Here is a 21220-nt window from a genome sequence, read left to right as displayed (position 1 = left end):
GTGGGGAACAAGGAGGGGAGCACACCCGGAAAACCGGGGTGCTCCCCTCCCACACAGGAACTTCTGATACAGCCCCGCCGCTTCTTAACTATCTAGTTCTAGACGCCCACCTTGACGATGAGGCCGATGAGGATAATAGAAATTCCCCAGATGAGGGCCAGCACCACGGTGATGCGGTTGAGGTTACGTTCGGCTACCCCGGAGGAACGCATAGACGTGGAAATACCACCACCGAACATATCGGAGATTCCGCCACCCTTGCCTTTATGCAGCAAGATGGAAAGCGTGAGGAAGATGCTGGTGATGAGCATAAGCACTTCGCAGGTAATGAGCAAAGCTTTCATTTCCAGTCCTTTCGAATGCTTCGTGCACCCGGAGAGTAATAGAGTCCTTGGTTAGTGTACCTGCTGATGCCGGCCAGCGGGAAATAAAACGTGCGGGGTGGGAAGAATCCCACCCCGCACGCGAGGGCCAGGGCGATACTCCTTGGGTGATCGCTCTTAGCCGTTATCGTTCTTAGCCGCGGAACATCACGATCTTCGCGAATTCCTCCGCCTTGAGACTGGCGCCGCCCACAAGGGCACCGTCAACATCAGGCTGGGCCATGATCTCCTGGACGTTAGCAGCCTTGACCGATCCGCCGTACTGGATGCGAACCGCAGCAGCCGCTTCCGCACCGAAGTTTTCCTCGATGCGAGCCCGGATCGCGCCGCAGACTTCCTGGGCGTCTTCCGGGGTGGCCACTTCGCCGGTGCCAATAGCCCAGATGGGTTCATAGGCGATAACAAGCTTGGCTACATCGGCAGCCTGGAAATCGGCGAAGAGTTCGTCGATCTGGGAAACGACGTACTCGACATGCCGGCCTTCCTTACGCACCTCGAGTTCTTCACCGCAGCAGACGATAGGCGTCATGCCAGCGCCCAGAACCTTGTGTGCCTTCTTGCCGATGAGTTCATTGCTTTCGCCATGGTAAGCGCGCCGCTCCGAATGGCCCACGATGACGTAGCTGCACCCGAGCTTGGAGAGCATCGAGGTGGAGATTTCACCGGTGTAGGCGCCTTCGTCATGCACGGAGACGTCCTGGGCACCGTAGGCGATGTGCAACTCATCTGATTCGCACAGGGTCTGGATGGACCGCAGATCGGTGTAGGGGGCAAAAACCGCCACATCTACATCACCGTAGGTGAAACCTGCATCATCCAGGGTCCACGCGACTTTTTGCACAAGGTGGGTAGCCTCGAGATGATCCATATTCATCTTCCAGTTACCCGCCATCAGGGGGGTGCGTGCCATTAATCCTCCAGAACAGCGATACCGGGCAGGGTCTTACCCTCGAGGAATTCGAGGGAAGCGCCACCGCCGGTGGAAATATGGTTGAACTTCTCTTCGTCGAAACCGAGGATGCGCACGGCAGCCGCGGAGTCACCGCCACCAACAATGGTGAAGCCTTCAGCATCCTGCATGGCCTGGGCTACGCCCTTCGTGCCCTCAGCGAAGGCCGGGAACTCGAAGACGCCCATGGGGCCGTTCCAGACGATAGTCTTCGAAGAGGCGATCTTCTCAGCGTATTCGGATACGGTTTCCGGCCCGATGTCCAGGCCCATGCCGTTGGCGGGCATATCGGAAGCGGAAACGATTTCGGATTCCGCGTCCTTATCAAACTTATCAGCGACGACAACGTCAACCGGCAGGAGCAGCTCCACACCCTTATTGGACGCGGTTTCGAGGTATTCGCGAGCCTTATCGATCTGGTCATCTTCGCACAGCGAGGAGCCGATCTCATAGCCCTTGGCGCGCAGGAAGGTGAAGGCCATACCGCCACCGATGAGGAGAACATCAGCCTTATCCAGGAGGTTCTCAATCACGCCGATCTTATCGGAAACCTTGGAGCCGCCGAGCACCACGGTGTAGGGACGTTCCGGATCCGCGGTGGCCTTGGACAGCGAATTAATTTCCTTGGCAACGAGTTCACCGGCAGCCGAAGGCAGCAGCTTCGCAATATCGTAAACCGAGGCCTGCTTGCGGTGGACAACACCGAAACCATCGGAAACGAAGACATCTGCCAGCGCGGCGTATTCCTTCGCGAGAGCTTCGCGGTCAGCATCGACCTTGGAGTCTTCGCGCTTGTCATAGCGCACGTTCTGAAGCAGCACGATGTCGCCGTCATTCAGCGCGTCAATCTTGGCCTTGGCATCCGGACCTACGGTATCTTCCGCAAGGGGAACCTCACGGCCGAGGAGTTCGCCGAGGCGCTTGGCTACCGGAGCCAGGGAGAATTCCGGTTTCGGCTCACCCTTCGGGCGGCCCAGATGCGCGGAAACGATAACCTTCGCCTTGGCGTCGAGAAGCCGCTTGATGGTGGGCAGCGCGGCGCGGATACGGCCGTCATCGGTAATGCGATCCCCGTCCAGCGGAACGTTGAAATCGGAACGAACAAAAACCTTCTTGCCGGTGAGGTCACCGAGCGATTCAATAGTCCTCATATTTTTCCTTTCGCGTAGGGAAGCCCGTGCGCGCTAGCGCACGCACGGGCTTCACATCAGCTCATCGCTTGATCTTTAGAGCTTGCTCGCAACGAGGTTGGCAAGCTTCACGAGGGAAGCAGCGTAGCCGTATTCGTTGTCATACCAAGCGCCGATCTTGACCTGGCCGTCCATCACCTTGGTGAGGCCGGCATCGAAGATGGACTGGTGATGATCACCGATGATGTCCGAGGAGACGATGGGATCCTCGGTGTAAGCGAGGGTGCCCTTGAGGGCGCCTTCCGAGGCTTCCTTCATCGCGGCGTTGATTTCTTCCACGGTGACATCGGACTTCTCAGCTTCGAAGGTGAGGTCCGTCAGGGAGCCGGTGATGGTGGGGACGCGCACGGCGTAACCATCAAGCTTGCCCTTGAGTTCGGGAAGAACCAGGGCAACGGCCTTGGCCGCACCGGTGGTGGTGGGGACCATGTTCTGCGCGGCCGCGCGGGCGCGACGCAGATCCTTGTGCGGGCCGTCCTGCAGGTTCTGATCCGCGGTGTAAGCGTGGATCGTGGTCATCAGACCCTTCTTGACGCCGAACTTGTCCACGAGAACCTTCGCCACCGGGGCGAGGCAGTTCGTGGTGCAGGAAGCGTTGGAAATAATATTGTGCTTGGCCGGATCGTACTGATCGGAGTTCACGCCGATAACGAAGGTGGCATCTTCACCCTTCGCCGGGGCGGAAATAAGAACCTTCTTGGCGCCGGCTTCGATATGAGCCTGGCAAGCTTCACCGGTGCGGAAGCGGCCGGTGCACTCGAGAACGATGTCAACCTCGAGTTCCTTCCACGGGAGGTTGGCCGGATCCTTTTCAGCAAGAACCTTGATCTTCTTGCCGTCGAGCACGAATCCATCTTCGGTTGCTTCAATCTCCACGGGGAGGCGGCCGCCGGCGGTGTCATACTTCAGCAGGTGGGCGAGAGTCTTGATATCGGTCAGGTCATTGACCGCGACGATCTCGAAATCCGCACCCTCGGCGAGGGCTGCGCGGACAGCGGCACGACCAATACGGCCGAAGCCGTTAATAGCAACGCGTACAGTCACTCTTTATCCTCCTCACGCGCCAGCTAGCGCGTTTCCAACTCGACTTCTTGTCTTTGAGAAGTCCGTCCGAGAACTTCTCTCGGAACCACTGACTATTCTACCGGTCACGTTCGGCTGGGGCTAATGCCAGTGGGAAGGAGCTTGCGAACTTTGGCACAGAGCGAAACTCGACAGCGGCATAACACGCCCTTAGTCCCATTTTTGATTGTTATTTTTTTCGACGACGGCGAACGCGCTACCGCGCGTTAGGACATTGCCCCGTGCCCCGCCGCCCGCACCGCGGCCATAGTGTCAGGAATGCCCAGTTCCTTGGCCCGCTTATCCGCCATAGAATTCAAGCGACGCAGCCGCCCGGCCACGGCATCCTTGGTGGCGCGCGGCGTGAGCTGCTCCCCGAGCAAGTTGAGGGAATCTTCCGGGTGAGCGATGCGGGCTTCACCGGCCGCCCGCAAATTCTCGGGTACATCCGTGCCGAGAATTTCAAAAGCGCGCTTGACCCGGATCACCGCGATGACAGCGGCATCGGCACTGCGGCGCATATTTGCGTCGTCGAAATTAGCAAGCCGGTTAACCGTGCCGTGTACTTCCCGTTCCACGCGTAGCTCTTCCCAGCGCAGCACAGCATCATTGGCACCCATCCGGGTGAGCATATCGGAGATAGCTTCTCCCCCGCGGATGTCGATACGGTGGGCTCCGCGTGATTCGCGCACCCGGTAGGGAATATCGAGGCGTCGGGCCAGCCCTCCCAGGGCATAGGCAGCCTCCAAGCGCGGGCAAATAATCTCAAGGGAAGCATTGCGCCCGGGTTCCATGAGGGTGCCGCGCGCGAGGAAAGCTCCGCGCCAGGCCGCTCCCGCATCGGCTTTTGAGCCACCGACCACCGCGGGAGGTAGCCCTCGTACCGGCCGCCCGTGTGCGTCCAGGAGGCCGAGTTTCACCGCAATGCGTTCGGTGTTCTCTGAAGAGCGCACCAGGAAACGTTGCCCCTGGCGCATCTGCGAGGAAACCGAAAGAAGTTCCGGCTCCACGGAGAAAAGCTGGCGCACCAACTCCCACAGGCGTTGCGCGGTCGGCCGGTGGCCCACCTCGGCCACCAGTTCCAGGGTACGCGAACGCACGGCCAATCCCCCGCCGTACCGGAACATCGCGGTGAGTTCAGCCAGGGCGGCGGAAAGCGAAGCCGGCGTAACGGTGGCTAGTTCATCTTTCACCGTACGGGTTAACGCGGACACGACTCCCCTTCCTTCTATGGTGGGACCGCTACTCAGCAGGGAATATCCCGGTTGTGGATTCTTCCGTGCGCGGGAGTTCCCGGTTTAGGAATCTCCTATGACGCCTTCGAAGGCATCCCGATAGGCAGCGGCCAAACGTAGCGCATCGTGACGTGCGCGATTATCGCCCATTCTAACCTGTCGCAGCATGAGCGTGGCCCCGATACCTTCGGCTTCCGCTGCGACTTCACCGATATCATCCACGCTGCGCGGATCGGCCACCACCACGTCAATACGCAGATCCGGGGCATGGCGAGCGAAAGAACGAATATGGTCCGCGGCGCTCATCCCCCATGTTTCACGCTCATTACGAAGATTGAGGGCAAGAACCCGGCGGGCCGGGGAACGCACGAGGGCCGCGTGTAAATCCGGAACCATGAGGTGGGGAATAACAGAGGTGTACCAGGATCCCGGTCCAAAAACGATCCAATCGGCCTCGTCAATAGCGGCAACCGCTTCGGGTTGGGCGGGAGGATTCTCTGGAATAAGGCTGACGTGTTCCACTTTTCCGCGAGCCGTTGCCACCGCCACCTGCCCGCGGTAGAGCTGGGGGCCGTCTTCCTCGTCGATGACCCGTGCCTCAATCTCCAGGGGAATAGGAGACATGGGCAGCACGCGGCCGTCAATGCGCAGCAGCTGCCCCACCCAGTCAAGACCGGAAACTGTGCTCCCCAATTGCTCCCACATGGAAACAATGAGGAGATTACCCATGGCGTGCCCGTTGAGGGGACCTTCGGAAGAGAATCGGTATTGGAGAACGTCGCGCCAGGTCTGGCCCCATTCGCCGTCGTCACACAGCGCGGAAAGGGCCATGCGCAAATCTCCGGGTGGAATCACGTTGAATTCATTACGCAAGCGCCCCGAGGAGCCGCCGTCGTCCGCAACAGTAACCACGGCGGTGATATTTTGGGTGATGAGCCGCAGGGCCGAAAGCGAAGCGTATAGGCCGTGGCCGCCCCCGAGGGCGACGACTCGCGGGCCGCGACTACCGCGCCCGCCCATTATTCACGCCCCAAATCACGGTGAATTGTGCGTACCGAGTGCCCGGCGGCGCGTAGCGCCTCGGATACCGCTTCCGCGATAGCCACCGACCGGTGTTTTCCACCGGTGCAGCCAATCGCGATCGTGGTGAAAGGTTTGAGTTCGCGGGCGTAGCCGGCCAGGATGGTGTGGATGAGGTGAGAGTATTCCCGCACGAAAGCCTCGGCACCCTCCTGCTCCAGTACGAAATGGGCCACGGGCTCATCGTGGCCGCTCAGGTGGCGCAGCTCGGTAATCCAGTAGGGATTGGGCAGGAAGCGCACATCGGCCACATTATCAGCATCCAGGGGCAGGCCGTATTTGAAACCGAAGGACATGACCGTTACCCGGGTCGCTTCTGTTCCGGAGGTTTCCCCCACGAGGTGGCGAATTTTACGGGAAAGATCGTGCACGGACAGCCGCGAAGTATCGATAACGGAATCAGCACGATTGCGCAGAGCCGCCAGGAGTTTGCGTTCCGCGGTGATGCCGTCGAAAAGCCGACCGTGGCCCTGGAGCGGGTGGGGCCGGCGCACGCTTTCATAGCGGCGCACCAGGGAAGCATCATCGGCATCGAGGAAAATAATGCGATAGTTAATACCGCTCGCGGTGAGATCCGCAAGAACTTCCAGGAGCTCAGCGAAGAATTCCCGGGAGCGCACGTCCACCACCGCGGCCATGCGGGTCACTTTTCCATTACCGGAGAGCAGCCCCGCCAAGGCGCTGAGCATGCGCGGCGGGAGATTATCCACCACGTACCAACCCAGATCTTCCAGGGTGGCAGCCGCGCGGGATCTGCCCGCCCCGGACATTCCCGTGACAATAATGATTTCCGGAACGTCGGCCGGTGCCAGCTCAGCTGTACAATCGGCTGCCGGAACAACGGCGGGGATACGGGACGTATCGTTAATGTCGCGGGTGTCACTCATATCTCCATCATGCCACAAAGACCCGCGAGCTACTCCTCCCCGAGGGCTTTTTTAATCGCCGCGGCGAGCACCGGGCCAATGCCCGCAACTTCCGTGAGTTCATCGAGGCTAGCCTCCCGGATCCGTTTAACCGAGCCGAGAGCACTCAGTAGTTTCTTTTGCTTAGCCGGCCCCAGCCCCGGAATGGCGTCAAGCGCGGAGCGAGTCATCGCCTGACCCCGTTTCTTGCGGTGGAAAGTAATGGCGAAGCGATGCGATTCATCGCGCAATTGCTGGAGGAGGCGCAACGCCGGTGAGGTGCGCGGGAAGATAACCGGGAATTCTTCGCCCGGGATCCACACTTCTTCCAGACGTTTTGCCAGGCCCACCACCCGCACATCGGCACCCAGCTCATCGACCACCCGCTGGGCGGCGTTGACCTGGGGAAGCCCGCCGTCCACCACGAGGAGGTCGGGGCGGTAGGCAAAACGGGGCGGGGCAGCGGTGGCGGTATGCGCGGCGCCCTCATCTTCCACTCCCCCGGCATCGGCGGCGTGCGCTGCGGCGTCGTTCAAACGGCGCAGCCTCCGGCGCAACACTTCATCCATCGCGGCGGTATCATCCCGAGCACCCTGCCCCTCCGGCCCGCGCACGATGAAATGCCGGTAATCAGAGGTTTTCTTGAGGCCGTCCTCGAATACCACCATGGATCCGACCTGCTGGTGGCCCTGGGTATGGGAAATATCGTAGCCTTCGATGCGCAGCGGAGCGCGGTCTAAATCCAGCCCGATGCGCAGCTCTTCCAGGGCTTGGGAACGCACCGTAATATCGGCGGCGCGCGCCAGCTTATTGCGGTCAAAAGCCTGTTTCGCATTCGCGTGTACGGTATCCGCCAGCTGGGCTTTCGGCCCGCGCTGGGGGCGCTTGAGGTGGACCGGACCGCCGCGGCGTTCGGCAAGCCAGCGCTCCAGCCCCGCGCGATCCGAAGGGAAAACCGGTACCCAGATCTCCCCCGGGATGGCCCCGGGTGGCACGTGGTCACGATCATCCACGGAGGTTCCGGCCCGCACGGTGCGATCCCCCTGGGTACCTACCCCACGGTAAGCGTCGTATTCGGGATTTCCGTATATATGGAGGAGCAGGGCGTTGATAATATCGGCTGGTTCGGTGCCTTCTGTTTCCGTTACCCAGCCGCGCTGCCCGCGGATTCTTCCGCCCCGCACATAAAAAATCTGGACCGAAGCATCAATTTCATCGGATTCTAAGCCGATAATATCGGCGTTAAGATTTGAATCGAACACCACAACATTACGCTCGGTGGCGGTGGTCATCGCCGTGATTTCATCGCGTAGTTTCGCGGCACGTTCAAAATCTTCGACCGCTGCCGCTTTTTTCATGTCCGCGGTGCGGGCACGAATAAAATCACTGCCATCTGATTCCATGAATTTTACGAATTCTTCAGCGACGGCGCGATTCTCCGCGGCACTCACCAGCCCGGCACAGGCACCGTTACACAGCCCGATATGAGTATTGAAACACGGTTTGCCGGTGCGCTGCCCCCGCCGGAATTCCGCATCGGAACACGAACGCATGGTAAAAACGGGCAGCAGAGCATCGAGCACTTTTCGGATCGCCCACACCTTCGTATACGGCCCGAAGTACACGGTGCCTTTGCGGTGTTTTTCCCGGGTGATATAGGCCCGCGGAAACTCCTCCCCCAGCGATACCGCCAGGTAGGGATAGGACTTATTGTCCCGAAACATAACATTGAAGGGCGGTTCAAATTCCTTAATCCAGGAATATTCCAGGGTGAGGGCCTCAATCTCGCTCCCCACCACCACCCACACCACATTGGTAGCGGTATGCACCATGGTGCGAATACGCGGGATGAGGCGTTCGGGCGGCTGAAAATAGTTCTGGAGTCGGTTGCGCAGATTCTTCGCTTTCCCAACGTACAGGATGCGCCCTTCCTCGTCCACAAAGCGGTAGACACCCGGGTCCGTAGGGATAGACGACGGCGCCGGGCGATAGCTGCGCGGATCAGCCACGGCTCGTCACCTCCACTTCTCCTCCAGGAGCGGACGGAGGAACTGCCCGGTATAGGATTCTTGCACCGCGGCGATCTGTTCCGGAGTTCCGGTGGCGACGACGGTGCCCCCGCCGGCGCCACCTTCCGGGCCCATGTCAATAACCCAATCCGCACATTTAATGACATCGAGATTGTGTTCGATAACAATAACGGTATTGCCTTTATCCACGAGAGATTGCAGTACCAACAGAAGCTTGCGAATATCCTCAAAATGCAGGCCCGTGGTGGGCTCATCCAGGATATAAACCGTGCGGCCGCTGGAGCGCCGGTGCAGTTCCGAAGCGAGTTTCACGCGCTGCGCTTCCCCGCCGGAGAGCGTGGTAGCCGATTGCCCCAAACGTACGTAGCCGAGACCCACCCGTTCCAACGTGGTGAGATAGCGGGTGATATTCGTGATGGGATCAAAGAATTCCGCAGCTTCGTGAATGGTCATATTAAGAACTTCGGAAACATTCTTCCCGCGGTACTTCACTTCCAGGGTTTCCCGGTTGTACCGGGTACCGTGGCAGACCTCGCAGGGAACATACACGTCGGGAAGGAAGTTCATCTCAATTTTCACGGTGCCATCGCCCTTGCAAGCTTCGCAGCGCCCGCCTTTAACGTTAAAGGAGAAGCGGCCCGGCCCGTAACCGCGCACCTTCGCCTCCTGGGTTTGGGCGAAGAGCTGGCGCACTTTATCCCATACCCCGGTGTAGGTGGCCGGATTCGAGCGCGGGGTGCGCCCAATCGGCGACTGATCCACGTGCACAACCTTATCCAGGTCCGCGGCCCCGGTGACGTCGCGGTGTCGCCCGGGCACGGTATGGGCACCGTTAAGCTGATTGGCCAAGGAGCGGTACAGAATCTGATTGACGAGGGTAGATTTCCCGGAACCGGAAACCCCGGTTACCGCGATAAAGGTGGAAAGAGGGAAGGATACCTCCACGTTTTTAAGGTTATTTTCCCGTGCGCCCCGCACCGTGATTTTCCGCTCCGGATCAACGGGGCGGCGCTGCTGCGGCGTCGTAATACTGCGTTTTCCGGAAAGGTAAGCACCGGTCACGGATTCTTCGCATGCGCTGAGACCCGCAACATCCCCGGCGTAGACAACGTGCCCACCAAATTCTCCGGCACCCGGGCCGATATCGATAACGTAATCGGCGGTGCGGATTGTTTCTTCATCGTGTTCGACGACGATAAGGGTATTCCCCAGATCGCGGAGTTTGACAAGAGTGCCGATGAGTTTTTCATTATCGCGCTGGTGCAGGCCGATGGAGGGTTCGTCTAGAACATAGAGCACACCCACGAGCCCGGAACCAATCTGGGTGGCCAGGCGAATCCGCTGGGCTTCGCCACCCGAAAGTGTGGAGGCTCCGCGCGCGAGGGTGAGATACGACAGCCCCACATCCACGAGGAAACCCATCCGCGCCTGGATTTCACGTAATACCTGCGCGGCGATCTGGGCCTGGCGGGCATCGAGTTCCACCGAGTCAAGAAAAGCTTTGGCATCATCGATGGCCAGGGAACACAGCTCGAAAATATTGAGGTTTCCGATACGTACGGCCAGCACATCCGGTTTGAGACGCGCGCCGTGGCAGGCCGAGCAGGCAATCTCCCGCATATAGCCTTCGTAGCGTTCCTTCGACCAGCTGGATTCAGTTTCCCCGTGCTTACGTTTCACGTAGCCGAGGACTCCCTCGAATCCGGTGGCATAGGTTTTTTCCCGCCCCCAGCGGTTGCGGTACTTGACGGTGACCTTGTAATTATTCCCTTCCAGCAGGGCCTTGCGCGCCTTCTTGGGCAGATCCTGCCAGGGAGTATCCACATCGAAACCGAGTTCTTCCCCCAGGGCTTCCATCTGGCGAGTGAAGAAATCCTGGTGGCCGGTCCACGGAGCAATCGCGCCTTCGCGCAGGGTTTTTTCCGGATGTGGCACCACGAGATCCGGATCCACTTCGAGGGTGGATCCCAGCCCGTCGCAAGCCGGGCAGGCCCCGTAGGGAGCGTTAAAGGAAAAGGTGCGCGGTTCGATTTCTTCCAGGGCGAGGGCGTGCCCGTTCGGGCAGGAGCGGTGCTCGGAAAAACGCCGCGTGCGTTCGTCACCTGCGGCCGCGTCCACGAATTCCACCACCATGAGCCCGGAAGAAAGCCCGAGTGCCTGCTCCACCGAATCGGTGAGACGGCTGCTGATACCTTCGCGCACCACGAGGCGATCAACGACGACGTCGATATTGTGGCGCAGCTTCTTATCGAGGCTGGGCGGGTTATCCAAGCGGATATCTTCACTATCCACCCGAGCGCGGGTGTAGCCAGCCTGGGCGAGATCGGTGAAAACATCCGCGTATTCGCCCTTGCGGTCACGCACGACCGGGGCGAGAATCTGGAAACGGGTGCCTTCCGGGTAGGTGAGAAGCGTATCCACGATTTGCTGGGCGCTTTGAGCGGTGATTTTCGCCCCGCATTCCGGGCAGTACTGCACCCCGGCGCGCGCGTAGAGCAAACGTAGATAATCATAAACTTCCGTGACCGTGCCCACCGTGGAGCGCGGATTACGGTTGGTGGATTTCTGATCGATGGAGACCGCCGGGGAAAGGCCCTCAATAAGATCCACATCCGGTTTATCCATCTGACCGAGGAACATACGGGCATAGGAGCTCAACGACTCCACGTAGCGGCGTTGCCCCTCGGCAAAAATGGTGTCAAAAGCCAGGGAGGATTTACCCGAGCCCGAGAGCCCGGTAAACACAACGAGTTGATCGCGGGGAATATCCACCGTGATATTACGGAGGTTATTTTCCCGTGCGCCCTGAACATGGATAACATCACTCACCCGGCCAAGCTTACACGGTTGAACACAGGTTCGATAACCGGATGGTGCAATGTTCACGCTAGGCTGGTTCCCATGGCAACTAACCGAGCACACAATCGCGGGAATGACCGAGAGCATAAGGGAATCCACCGGGGCGCCCGTCTCCTCCGCTACCGGCCCGATCCCCTGGTAGCCGGAATTATCCTGGCGATGATCGCCGGGCTGCTGATCCCGGCACCCAGTACCCTGCGGGCGCATCTGGGAACCGTCTCGGACCTCGCGGTTGCCTGCGTATTCCTGGTCTACGGGATGCGGCTGCGTACCCGGGATGTACTGGCCGGGCTGCGCAATATTAAACTGCAGGGCCTGGTGTTCCTGTGCACCTACCTGATTTTTCCGCTCCTCGGTTTCGCCCTGGGCCACCTGGTTGCGCCGATCTTAGGGCCAGCTTTTGCCCTCGGTTTCCTCTACCTGGCTTTGCTCCCCTCCACTATCCAGTCCTCGGTAACGATGGTCTCCATCGCCCGCGGAAATGTTGCCGCTGCCGTCACCTCCGCTACGGTCTCCAATATCGCGGGAATTTTCCTCACCCCGCTGCTCGTCCTACTTTTCCTGCACGTGGAGGGAGCTTCGGCCGGATCCATTAATTCGGTGCTCCTCAAGCTGCTCCTCCCCTTTATTATTGGGCAGTGCCTCCAGCCCTGGGTCGGCACGTGGTTCCGCGCTCACCCGCGCCTGGTGCGTACCGTGGATAACAGCTCCATTATCCTCATCGTGCTCTCCTCCGTGCTCAATGCCACCGCGGAAGGCGCCTGGGTCGGGGTCACGCTCTGGACGATCCTCGGCCTCCTTGCCCTGTGCTGTGTGCTCCTGGCAGCAATGCTATGCGTGACCTGGTGGCTAGGAGGCTTGGCGCGGATGAGTGTGGAAGACCGCATCGTGGTGCTCATGTGCGGTTCGAAGAAATCATTGGCAACGGGGCTCCCGATGGCCAAGGCACTGTTTTCCCCGGCCACGGTTGCCCCGTTGTCCGTCCCGGTGGTTATTTTCCACCAGTTACAAATTTTTGTGTGCGCGATTCTGGCGCGCCGCCTGGCGCGGCGCCTCGCAGATTAGCGCGTTGTGCTTAGCGGGCGCTGTTGCCAGTTGCGCCGTCGTCGTCGTTCTTCTCTTTACGCGCAAGGGACCGCGAGCGGAGCAGGGACGCCACCACCGTCACCACGATAATGACAACGATAACGAGCAGTGAGCTCAGCGGCGTGAACTCGAAGAAGCCTGCGGCGATATCGTAATGGTGCAGCGCCTCGAAAATGAGTTTGAAACCGATGAAGGCGAGGATAGCTGCCAGGCCGAAGTGCAGGTACACGAGGCGCTCCAGCAGCCCATCCACCAGGAAGAACATCTGCCGCAGGCCCATGAGGGCGAAGGCATTAGCCGCGAAAATAATGAAGGGCTCGGTGGTGAAACCGAAGGAAGCCGGGATGGAATCCAGGGCGAACATAAGATCAATCCCGCCGATGGCAATAATGCATAGCAGCAGCGGGGTGATATAGCGTTTGCCCTCGCGCTTCACGATGTAGTGATCGCCGTGGTAATCCTCGGCCACCGGGAGGGTACGGCGCGCCAGGCGCACGAAGAAATTATCGGCTTCCTCGCCCGTCGGCTCGCTATTCGAGAGGCCTTCTTTGACCTGGGAGAACGCGGTCCACAGCAGGAATGCACCGAAGAGGAAGAAGGACCAGGCCAGGGATTCCACAATGACTTTACCCAGCAGAATAAAGAGGAAACGCAGGCACAGCGCGATAACAATGCCCCAGAACAGCACTTTCTGCTGGAGGGCACGGGGCACCGCGAAGGAACCCATAATAATGATGAAGACGAAGATATTATCGACGGAGAGCGAATATTCCACGCCCCAGACGCTGAAGAATTGCAATCCGAAGGTATCCCCGTGGCGCCACCACAGGTATCCGCCCAGGCAAACGGCCAGGAAAATGTAGAAGAGCAGGAAACCTGCCGATTCTTTCATGCTGGGTTCATGCGGTTTACGCACGTGGGATAGCAGATCAAAGGCAAAAATACCGATAACAACGACGAATAGCAGAATCCACTCGGCCATATGGACCGACATCTGCTCGGGTGTGCTCGTAAGCGGGAGCAAACCCGTGGCATATGAAAGCATGCAATACCCTCCGGATGGAATGACCGGAGGTCTCTTCCCACCCGCCACGCGCCTAGCTGCGGCAGGTCTCCGATCCGGACGACCCGGGTGGGTCTCGTGTTGACGAATCGGTGGTTGACGGGAATACTCCCCTCCACGAGTGCACACTTTACACGATGGAAAGCACCGCCGAGCCGCATTTCATGCGCGGCTCGCGTGCCGAGCGGAGGCGCCTGCGGGTGCTAGTGCGGGGGCTCAGGCGCGTTTCCCGCGCGGGCATTTTACTTTTGTGCCTGCTGGGAATGCCACAACTCGCTTTTTAGGTCTTTGATTTCATCGCGGTAACGCGCCGCGAGCTCAAATTGGAGCTGTTCTGCGGCCGCGTGCATCTGCGCGGTGAGCTCGGTGATGAGCTCACGCAGCTCTTTCCCGCCCTGCGCGCGGGCAATTTCCGCTTCCGAGGCCCGCGCCTGGGCATGCGCGGGCTCTTGGCGATACCCGCCGGCGAGCAGCTGCTCGGTATCCACATCTTCCCGGGCGAGCATATCGGTCACGTCCGCAATCCGTTTGCGCAGCGGTTGCGGATCGATCCCGTGCTCGCGGTTGTAGGCAAGCTGCTTCTCCCGGCGCCGATTCGTTTCATCAATAGCCTGCTGCATATTGGGGGTAATGCTATCTCCGTACATATGCACTTCCCCGGAGACGTTACGGGCCGCGCGCCCGATGGTCTGGATAAGTGAGGTGGTCGAACGCAAAAAGCCCTGCTTATCAGCATCGAGGATGGCCACGAGGGAAACTTCGGGAAGATCCAGTCCCTCACGCAGCAGGTTAATACCCACGAGCACATCGAATTTGCCGAGGCGCAATTCCCGCAGCAGCTCCACGCGGCGCAGGGTATCCACATCCGAATGCAGATACTCCACCCGCACCCCGCGATCCGCCAGGTACGCGGTGAGATCCTCAGCCATTTTCTTCGTGAGAGTAGTGACGAGCACTCGCTCATCACGTTCGGCCCGCACCCGCACTTCCTCGAGGAGGTCATCGATCTGACCTTCGGTGGGCTTGACTTTAATAAGCGGATCCACCAAACCGGTGGGTCGAATAATTTGTTCGACGACGCCGTCCGCTTGCTCAAGTTCATATTTGCCAGGTGTCGCGGATAGGTACACGGTCTGGCCGATGCGATCAAGGAATTCCTCCCATTTGAGAGGGCGGTTATCCATGGCGGAAGGCAGTCGGAAGCCGTACTCCACGAGGGTGCGTTTACGCGACATATCTCCCTCGTACATGGCCCCAATTTGGGGCACCGTCACATGGGATTCATCAAGGATAAGGAGGAAATCATCGGGGAAGTAATCGAGGAGCGTATTGGGGGCGGTACCCGGCCCGCGCCCGTCAATATGCCGCGAATAGTTCTCAATACCGGAGGTTGTTCCAATATTGCGCATCATCTCAATGTCATAACTGGTGCGCATTTCCAGGCGCTGCGCCTCAAGGAGCTTGTTATGCGCACGCAAGTATTCGAGGCGTTCGGCTAGTTCTTCCTCAATGGAACGGATAGCGCGTTCCATCCGCTCGGGCCCGGCCACGTAATGGGAGGCCGGGAACACATGCGCGGTATCAGTGCGTTGAATAACATTCCCGGTGAGCGGGTGGAGCAGCGAGATCCCGTCAATCTCATCACCGAAGAATTCAATGCGGATAGCCAATTCTTCATACACCGGGATGATTTCCACGGTATCGCCCCGCACCCGGAAAGTGCCGCGCGTAAAGGCAATATCGTTGCGGGTGTATTGCATGGAGACGAAGGTGCGCAGCAGCTCGTCGCGATCCAGGTGCTGACCCACGTGGAGTTGCACCATACGATCAACATATTCCTGCGGGGTACCCAGGCCGTAAATACAGGAAACGGAGGCCACTACCACGGTATCCCGCCGGGTGAGGAGTGAATTGGTGGCTGAGTGGCGCAGGCGCTCTACCTCATCGTTAATGGAAGAATCTTTTTCGATAAAGGTATCGGTTTGAGGAACGTAAGCTTCCGGCTGGTAGTAATCGTAATAGGAGACGAAGTATTCCACCGCGTTATTCGGCATAAGCTCACGGAATTCCGCTGCCATTTGCGCGGCCAAGGTTTTATTCGGCTCCATAATAAGCGTGGGGCGCTGTACCTGTTCAATGAGCCAGGCGGTGGTGGCCGATTTTCCGGTGCCGGTGGCTCCCAGCAGCACCCCGTCTTTTTCACCGTCGTTAATACGGCGGGTGAGTTCGGCAATCGCGGCGGGCTGATCTCCCGAAGGGCGGTACTCGGAAATAACCTCGAAAGGCTTATCGCTGCGCACAATCTCAGAATCAAGAGCCATAGTGGCGAGCTTACTAGCCTCGCCCGGCTCGCGGTACGAAATACGCCAGCGGCCGGACAGGTACCCGAGGTTATGGTCGAGTTGCTGTCCGGCCGCTGGGCGCCGTCGTTATCCCACGTATTGAGCGTGGCGAGAACCGGCGTTGAGCTACACACTAGCCGAGGTGCTCCACGGTGGCGTGCAGGGTGAGCGTGGCGCTCTCCCCCGGGGCAAGCTGCGGGGCGCCTTCGCGCACTCGAGTTGCTTCCACGCACACAAAATGCTTCCAGGCATCATCGGGCATATCCGCATTCGCGGCCGAGCCCTTCGTACCCGGGTTCCACACCACCGATTTATCGGATTCTTCCGAGCGCAGGGTGATCTTGCGGTGTCCGCCCGCGTCCACGAGCACGATATCGCCCGCGAAGGGGTAGAAACGATCAACGGTCTGGCCTGCGAGTTCCTCAAAGGGGCCGGCCGGGAGCTGCGCGTTATCGGCAAGGCGATCAATACCGCCCTCCTCGATGCCTTCAATACGAAGGGCCTGCGCATCCACCGCCCAGTAGGCGTGGAGGGCCAGCTCCGGGGTGATCGTTTCGGTGCCGGTATTGGTGGCGCTCAGCCGCACCCAAAAATCACTGCCCAGGTGCACGGTGTAGCTGAGCTGAAGAGAATCAGCCAGCTCACCGCCCAGGGCACTGCCCGCGAGGGTGAAGTTCGCCTCCACCGCGGTGGCATCGCCGCGCACGGATTCGAGGGTCCAGTCCTGGATACGAGCCCAGCCGTGCAGGCCGTTATCCGAAGGCCCGAACCACGGGGCTACCACCGGGATACCGCCCCGGATAGGAGTGCCCTGCGTGAGGCCGGATAGCTCGCTCATGTAGAGGACGTCCTCGAAGCCAGCCGGTTTCCAGGAAGCAACGTGGGCGCCGTAGGGGAAAACGGTACCGGATACGGTATCCGTGTTAATCTCCAGCGCGCTCAGGTCCCCACGGGTGACGAGGCTGACGCCGGCGATAGCTTGCTCGGCAAAGGGAATGCTCTGCGTCATGTGTACTCCTTGATTTTCTTGTAATTGTGCGATGCGGGCGACCATACCGGCCGCCCGCACCCGCCTACTCATGCTCTAGCCGAAGAACGGCGAGAGGCACATTACGTACGCCAGCGAAACCAGCGAACCGGAGGCGAGCAGGCCGCCCCATGTCTTCAGAGTGTCCTTGATGGACAGGTCGAAGTATTCCTTGAAGAGCCAGAAGGAGGCGTCATTAATGTGGGTCATGAAGTTGGAGCCCGCGGCGGTGGCGAGTACGAGCAGCGTGGGATCCACGCCCGCCTGCATGACGCCGGTGGCCGGGTCGATAACAGCCGCACCGATAATGGACGCGGCGGTCATGGCGGACACCACGCCCTGGCCGGTGGCCAGACGGATAAGAACCGTAATGAACCAAGCCATGATGTACGGCGATACCGCGCCCGCGCTCATGAACCCACCGATGTAATCGCCGATGCCGGAGTCAATAACAACCTGTTTGAAGGCGCCACCGGCACCGATAATCATGACAACGCCGGCGATAATCGACACGGCCTTATTGAACTTGTCCATAACCCATTCGCCCTTGTGCCCACGCTGAATACCGAAGAGCAACATGGCGAGCACCAGCGCCACGGACATGGCAACCGGGGAGGAACCAAAGAAGTTGAGCCACTGGCCCAGCAGGGATTCTTTATCCACCCAAATATTGGCGATGGTCACGGAGATCATGATGATGGCCGGGCTGAGCGGCACGATGAGGGAAACGAAGAAGGACGGCGGATTGACCGCGGCTTCCTTATCATCCGCATCGCCGGACATGAACTTCGGCACCGGGCGTTCGAGGTTGCCGAGCACCTTGGGAAGCAGCACGCCGCCCACGATCACCCAGAGGATTGCCATGGGAATACCGAGGAGGTAAACCATGCCGGCGTCCGCGTGGTACTGATCAATGAGCGCCACCGGGCCGGGCTGCGGCGGGAAGATAGAGTGAGCAACCGTGGTGGCGCATACGGCGGGAATAGCCAGGCGCAGCCACGGAACCTTCGCTTCTTGAGCAATGGAAATAACGAGCGGAGCGATCATCAAGAAGGCGACTTCGTAGAACATCGCCAGGCCGAAAATAAGACCGATAATGATGACCGCGATACGCACGAAGCGCAGTCCAAAGCGGCGGATGAGCCCCGATGCCAGCACGTGAGACGCACCGGAGTCCACCATGAGGCGGCCGATAACTGCACCGAAAACAACGATAATGGCGAGCGAACCCAGCGTAGAACCAAAACCGGTGGTGACGGTCTTGAGGGTTTCCATCGGGCCCATGCCATTGCACAGTGCCACCACAACGGCGGCGAGCAAGAGTGCAAGCATCGAATTCACCTTGAAAACGATGTTGAGCACCAGCATCAACGCAATGCCCACGAGCAGCCAAACAATTGGCATAGCTTTTTAACCTCTCAATTTTTAGGCCCCATCGCCGCGCATCGTTGCTTCGTGGCGACGAGACGTACCATATAGCGAAACGGTCATTTCACTATTTGTAAATGGTACTCCCTCTTACGCTGAGAGTAAACACGGAACGGGTCACGTTTTTACTTGCTTTTACCTTGAGTTTTCTACGACGACGCCGGCGCCTGCGGCGCCACCAGCCACCTATCCGCGCACTCGGCAACGAGCTTTTCCAGATCCTCACGTGTTCCTGCATTATGAATCCAGATATGAGCGAGGGCCCGGCGGGCCTCATCATCAGCCTGGGTGTGCATCCTGGCCCGTGCATCCGCTTCGCTCATTCCCCGGCCCCGCAGGTGCTCCAGGCGCTTTTCTTCCGGTGCGGAGACGATCATCACGCAATCGACCTCGCGATCACCGCGGGTTTCTACCAGGAGGGGTACATCGTAAACGGCCAGCTGGCCCGGGTGTGCGCTAGCGAGGATCTCCCGAGCCCGCGCGATGATAGCGGGATGGGTGAGGACTTCGAGCCGGTGACGGGCCGCCGGGTTGGAGAAGATATGCGCGGCGAGGGCGGCGCGGTTGAGGGCACCGTCGTCGTTTAAAATACCCGAACCGAAATCGGTGGCGAGTTGCGCGAGGACTGAACTACCCGGGGCGGTGACCTCCCGGGCAAGTGCGTCCGCATCGGCAATAAGCGCGCCGCGCTCACGCAGCACGCGAGTGACCGTGGATTTGCCGGCGCCGATTCCACCGGAGACGGCCACCCGCAGGGCACGCCCGCTGGGATAGGAGAAGGTGCGTAGCTGCTGTGCGCTGGCTGCGCCAACTCTTAATTCTTTCACCATCCCAGCTTAACAATGCGTCCCGCGGAAAGAAAACGCCGCCGGCGCTCCCCCCGAAGAGGCACGCCGGCGGCGTTACTAGGTGCTACCAGCGGTAGCGTATGCCTTAGTTGTTGGTCAGCTTCTCGCGCAGGGCCGCGAGAGCTTCATCCGCATCCGAGTCGAGCGAGCCGCTCGGTTCGGAAGTGGAGCTGTAGCTGGCCGGGATATCCGCGGCCGGTTCTGCGGCGGCAGCAGCCTGGGCGCCGGCAGCAGCATCGGCTTCGAGCGCGGCAGCAACCTGGGCCTTGTGCGCTTCCCAACGGGCCTGGGCCTGGGCGTATTCGTTCTCCCATGCCTCGCGCTGAGCTTCGTAACCTTCGAGCCATTCGTTCGATTCGGGATCGAAGCCTTCGGGGTACTTGTAATTGCCGTTTTCGTCGTAATCAGCGGCCATGCCGTAGAGCGAAGGATCGAAGTCCTGGGAGTTCGGATCCACGCCTTCGTTGGCCTGCTTGAGGGAAAGCGAAATACGACGGCGATCCAGATCGATATCGATGACCTTGACGAAGACGTCGTCGCCCACCTTGACAACCTCTTCCGGGGTGTCGATGTGGCGCGAAGCCAGTTCGGAGATGTGGACGAGGCCTTCGATGCCGTCCTCCACGCGCACGAAAGCGCCGAAGGGAACGAGCTTGGTCACGCGACCCGGAACGATCTGGCCGATCGCGTGGGTGCGAGCGAAGGACTGCCAGGGATCTTCCTGGGTGGCCTTGAGGGAAAGCGAGACACGCTCGCGGTCCATATCAACATCGAGAACTTCCACGGTGACGGGCTGGCCGACTTCGACAACCTCGGACGGGTGGTCAATGTGCTTCCAGGAAAGTTCGGAAACGTGGACGAGGCCGTCCACACCGCCGAGGTCCACAAAGGCACCGAAGTTGACGATGGAGGACACGAAGCCTTCGCGCACCTGGCCCTTCTGGAGCTGGTGCAGGAATTCGCCACGAGCCTGGGACTGGGATGCTTCCAGCCACGCGCGGCGGGAAAGAACCACGTTATTGCGGTTCTTATCGAGTTCGATGATCTTCGCCTCAAGCTCGCGGCCGATGTAGGGCTGCAGATCGCGCACGCGGCGCATTTCAACGAGCGAAGCGGGAAGGAAGCCGCGCAGCCCGATATCAACAATCAGACCGCCCTTGACAACTTCAATGACAGTGCCGGTAACGACGCCATCAGCTTCCTTGACCTTCTCGATTTCAGCCCAGGCGCGTTCGTACTGTGCGCGCTTCTTCGAGAGGAGGAGGCGGCCTTCCTTGTCTTCCTTCTGGAGGACAAGGGCTTCTACCTGGTCGCCAATTTCGACGACATCATCAGGGTTGACATCGTGCTTGATCGAAAGTTCCTTGGAGGGAATAACACCCTCGGTTTTGTAGCCAATGTCGAGCAACACTTCGTCATGGTCGACCTTGACAACGGTTCCTTCGACGAGGTCACCATCGTTAAAGTACTTGATCGTCTTATCGACGGCGGCAATAAGTTCTTCCTCGGAGCCGATATCGTTGACGGCAATCTCGGGGAGAGTCGAAGACTCGGGGGTGGTATTAGTCATTAACTGATAACTTCCGGACACTATTGTGAATATTTGCTTGGGACCGATGGATATCGGCCAGTGTGGCGGGTGCTCACACCAGTTCTCCATACTACGCGGAAAAGCCTAGCTCATGCAAGGCATCCGGGTCCTGAAGCTACGGAGTGTGAGCGCCCCGATCTAG

At 59.6% G+C, this 21220-nt stretch carries 16 protein-coding genes; 1 reads left to right on the top strand and 15 read right to left on the bottom strand.

From position 1 onward, the window contains the following. Positions 1-98: 98 nt before the first annotated feature. From secG to uvrA, 9 genes are all read right to left on the bottom strand, one after another. Positions 99-344, bottom strand: coding sequence for a preprotein translocase subunit SecG (gene secG, locus QP828_RS06620; RefSeq protein WP_026429337.1), 246 nt, complete (start codon positions 342-344; stop codon positions 99-101). Positions 345-516: 172 nt separating this feature from the next. Continuing rightward, positions 517-1293 (bottom strand): triose-phosphate isomerase, encoded by a 777-nt coding sequence (gene tpiA, locus QP828_RS06615; protein WP_274734392.1) that lies wholly within the window; start codon positions 1291-1293, stop codon positions 517-519. Further along, positions 1293-2483, bottom strand: a complete 1191-nt coding sequence (locus QP828_RS06610; RefSeq protein WP_274734393.1) for a phosphoglycerate kinase — start codon at positions 2481-2483, stop codon at positions 1293-1295. The genes tpiA and QP828_RS06610 overlap by 1 nt, the downstream gene beginning before the upstream one ends. Positions 2484-2558: 75 nt before the next feature. Continuing rightward, entirely contained in the window at positions 2559-3566 is a 1008-nt protein-coding gene (gene gap / locus QP828_RS06605; protein WP_026429334.1) for a type I glyceraldehyde-3-phosphate dehydrogenase, read from the bottom strand. Between the two features lie 245 nt (positions 3567-3811). Continuing rightward, complete coding sequence (gene whiA, locus QP828_RS06600) at positions 3812-4798, bottom strand: DNA-binding protein WhiA (protein WP_274734394.1); 987 nt, start codon at positions 4796-4798, stop codon at positions 3812-3814. Positions 4799-4882: 84 nt separating this feature from the next. Next, positions 4883-5839: a gluconeogenesis factor YvcK family protein gene (locus QP828_RS06595; RefSeq protein ID WP_274734396.1), complete on the bottom strand. Its 957-nt coding sequence runs from the start codon at positions 5837-5839 to the stop codon at positions 4883-4885. Continuing rightward, positions 5839-6786 (bottom strand): RNase adapter RapZ, encoded by a 948-nt coding sequence (gene rapZ / locus QP828_RS06590; protein ID WP_274734397.1) that lies wholly within the window; start codon positions 6784-6786, stop codon positions 5839-5841. Before rapZ ends, QP828_RS06595 begins: the two co-directional genes overlap by 1 nt. A 29-nt stretch (positions 6787-6815) precedes the next feature. Then, a complete protein-coding gene (gene uvrC, locus QP828_RS06585; protein ID WP_274734398.1) occupies positions 6816-8813 on the bottom strand; it encodes an excinuclease ABC subunit UvrC in 1998 nt (665 codons plus the stop codon). A 6-nt stretch (positions 8814-8819) separates the two neighbouring features. Then, the gene (uvrA, locus tag QP828_RS06580) at positions 8820-11663 is read right to left on the bottom strand and encodes an excinuclease ABC subunit UvrA (protein WP_274734399.1); all 2844 of its coding nucleotides are present in this window, start codon (positions 11661-11663) and stop codon (positions 8820-8822) included. A 72-nt stretch (positions 11664-11735) separates the two neighbouring features. Between uvrA and QP828_RS06575 the strand changes: the two genes are divergently transcribed. After that, positions 11736-12758 (top strand): bile acid:sodium symporter family protein, encoded by a 1023-nt coding sequence (locus QP828_RS06575; protein WP_274734400.1) that lies wholly within the window; start codon positions 11736-11738, stop codon positions 12756-12758. A 10-nt stretch (positions 12759-12768) separates the two neighbouring features. Here QP828_RS06575 and QP828_RS06570 read toward each other — a convergent pair whose 3' ends face one another. From QP828_RS06570 to rpsA, 6 genes are all read right to left on the bottom strand, one after another. Next, a complete protein-coding gene (locus QP828_RS06570; protein WP_274734401.1) occupies positions 12769-13773 on the bottom strand; it encodes a TerC/Alx family metal homeostasis membrane protein in 1005 nt (334 codons plus the stop codon). 311 nt (positions 13774-14084) lie between these two features. Next, entirely contained in the window at positions 14085-16163 is a 2079-nt protein-coding gene (uvrB, locus tag QP828_RS06565) for an excinuclease ABC subunit UvrB (RefSeq protein ID WP_284891366.1), read from the bottom strand. 154 nt (positions 16164-16317) lie between these two features. Then, positions 16318-17193 (bottom strand): D-hexose-6-phosphate mutarotase, encoded by an 876-nt coding sequence (locus QP828_RS06560; protein ID WP_274734404.1) that lies wholly within the window; start codon positions 17191-17193, stop codon positions 16318-16320. A 75-nt stretch (positions 17194-17268) separates the two neighbouring features. Further along, positions 17269-18615, bottom strand: coding sequence for a gluconate:H+ symporter (locus QP828_RS06555; RefSeq protein WP_274734406.1), 1347 nt, complete (start codon positions 18613-18615; stop codon positions 17269-17271). Between the two features lie 173 nt (positions 18616-18788). Next, a complete protein-coding gene (coaE, locus tag QP828_RS06550; RefSeq protein ID WP_311373453.1) occupies positions 18789-19469 on the bottom strand; it encodes a dephospho-CoA kinase in 681 nt (226 codons plus the stop codon). A gap of 103 nt (positions 19470-19572) precedes the next feature. Next, the gene (gene rpsA / locus QP828_RS06545; RefSeq protein ID WP_126134943.1) at positions 19573-21057 is read right to left on the bottom strand and encodes a 30S ribosomal protein S1; all 1485 of its coding nucleotides are present in this window, start codon (positions 21055-21057) and stop codon (positions 19573-19575) included. Between the last annotated feature and the right edge of the window lie 163 nt (positions 21058-21220).

It is taken from the genome of Actinotignum sanguinis, from assembly GCF_030230305.1.
In the GTDB taxonomy this organism is placed as follows: Bacteria; Actinomycetota; Actinomycetes; order Actinomycetales; family Actinomycetaceae; genus Actinotignum; species Actinotignum sanguinis.
Note: the sequence above shows the minus strand (reverse complement) of the source record. Positions and strands in the feature narration are given on the sequence as shown.

Excerpts from the sequence above, each read along its gene's own strand:
- QP828_RS06595 (WP_274734396.1), bottom strand. The coding sequence starts at position 5,839 with ATGGGCGGGCGCGGTAGTCGCGGCCCGCGAGTCGTCGCCCTCGGGGGC.
- rpsA (WP_126134943.1), bottom strand. The coding sequence starts at position 21,057 with ATGACTAATACCACCCCCGAGTCTTCGACTCTCCCCGAGATTGCCGTC.
- uvrB (WP_284891366.1), bottom strand. The coding sequence starts at position 16,163 with ATGGCTCTTGATTCTGAGATTGTGCGCAGCGATAAGCCTTTCGAGGTT.
- QP828_RS06555 (WP_274734406.1), bottom strand. The coding sequence starts at position 18,615 with ATGCCAATTGTTTGGCTGCTCGTGGGCATTGCGTTGATGCTGGTGCTC.
- secG (WP_026429337.1), bottom strand. The coding sequence starts at position 344 with ATGAAAGCTTTGCTCATTACCTGCGAAGTGCTTATGCTCATCACCAGC.
- rapZ (WP_274734397.1), bottom strand. The coding sequence starts at position 6,786 with ATGAGTGACACCCGCGACATTAACGATACGTCCCGTATCCCCGCCGTT.
- QP828_RS06560 (WP_274734404.1), bottom strand. The coding sequence starts at position 17,193 with ATGACGCAGAGCATTCCCTTTGCCGAGCAAGCTATCGCCGGCGTCAGC.
- QP828_RS06575 (WP_274734400.1), top strand. The coding sequence starts at position 11,736 with ATGGCAACTAACCGAGCACACAATCGCGGGAATGACCGAGAGCATAAG.
- QP828_RS06570 (WP_274734401.1), bottom strand. The coding sequence starts at position 13,773 with ATGTCGGTCCATATGGCCGAGTGGATTCTGCTATTCGTCGTTGTTATC.
- QP828_RS06610 (WP_274734393.1), bottom strand. The coding sequence starts at position 2,483 with ATGAGGACTATTGAATCGCTCGGTGACCTCACCGGCAAGAAGGTTTTT.
- tpiA (WP_274734392.1), bottom strand. The coding sequence starts at position 1,293 with ATGGCACGCACCCCCCTGATGGCGGGTAACTGGAAGATGAATATGGAT.
- coaE (WP_311373453.1), bottom strand. The coding sequence starts at position 19,469 with ATGGTGAAAGAATTAAGAGTTGGCGCAGCCAGCGCACAGCAGCTACGC.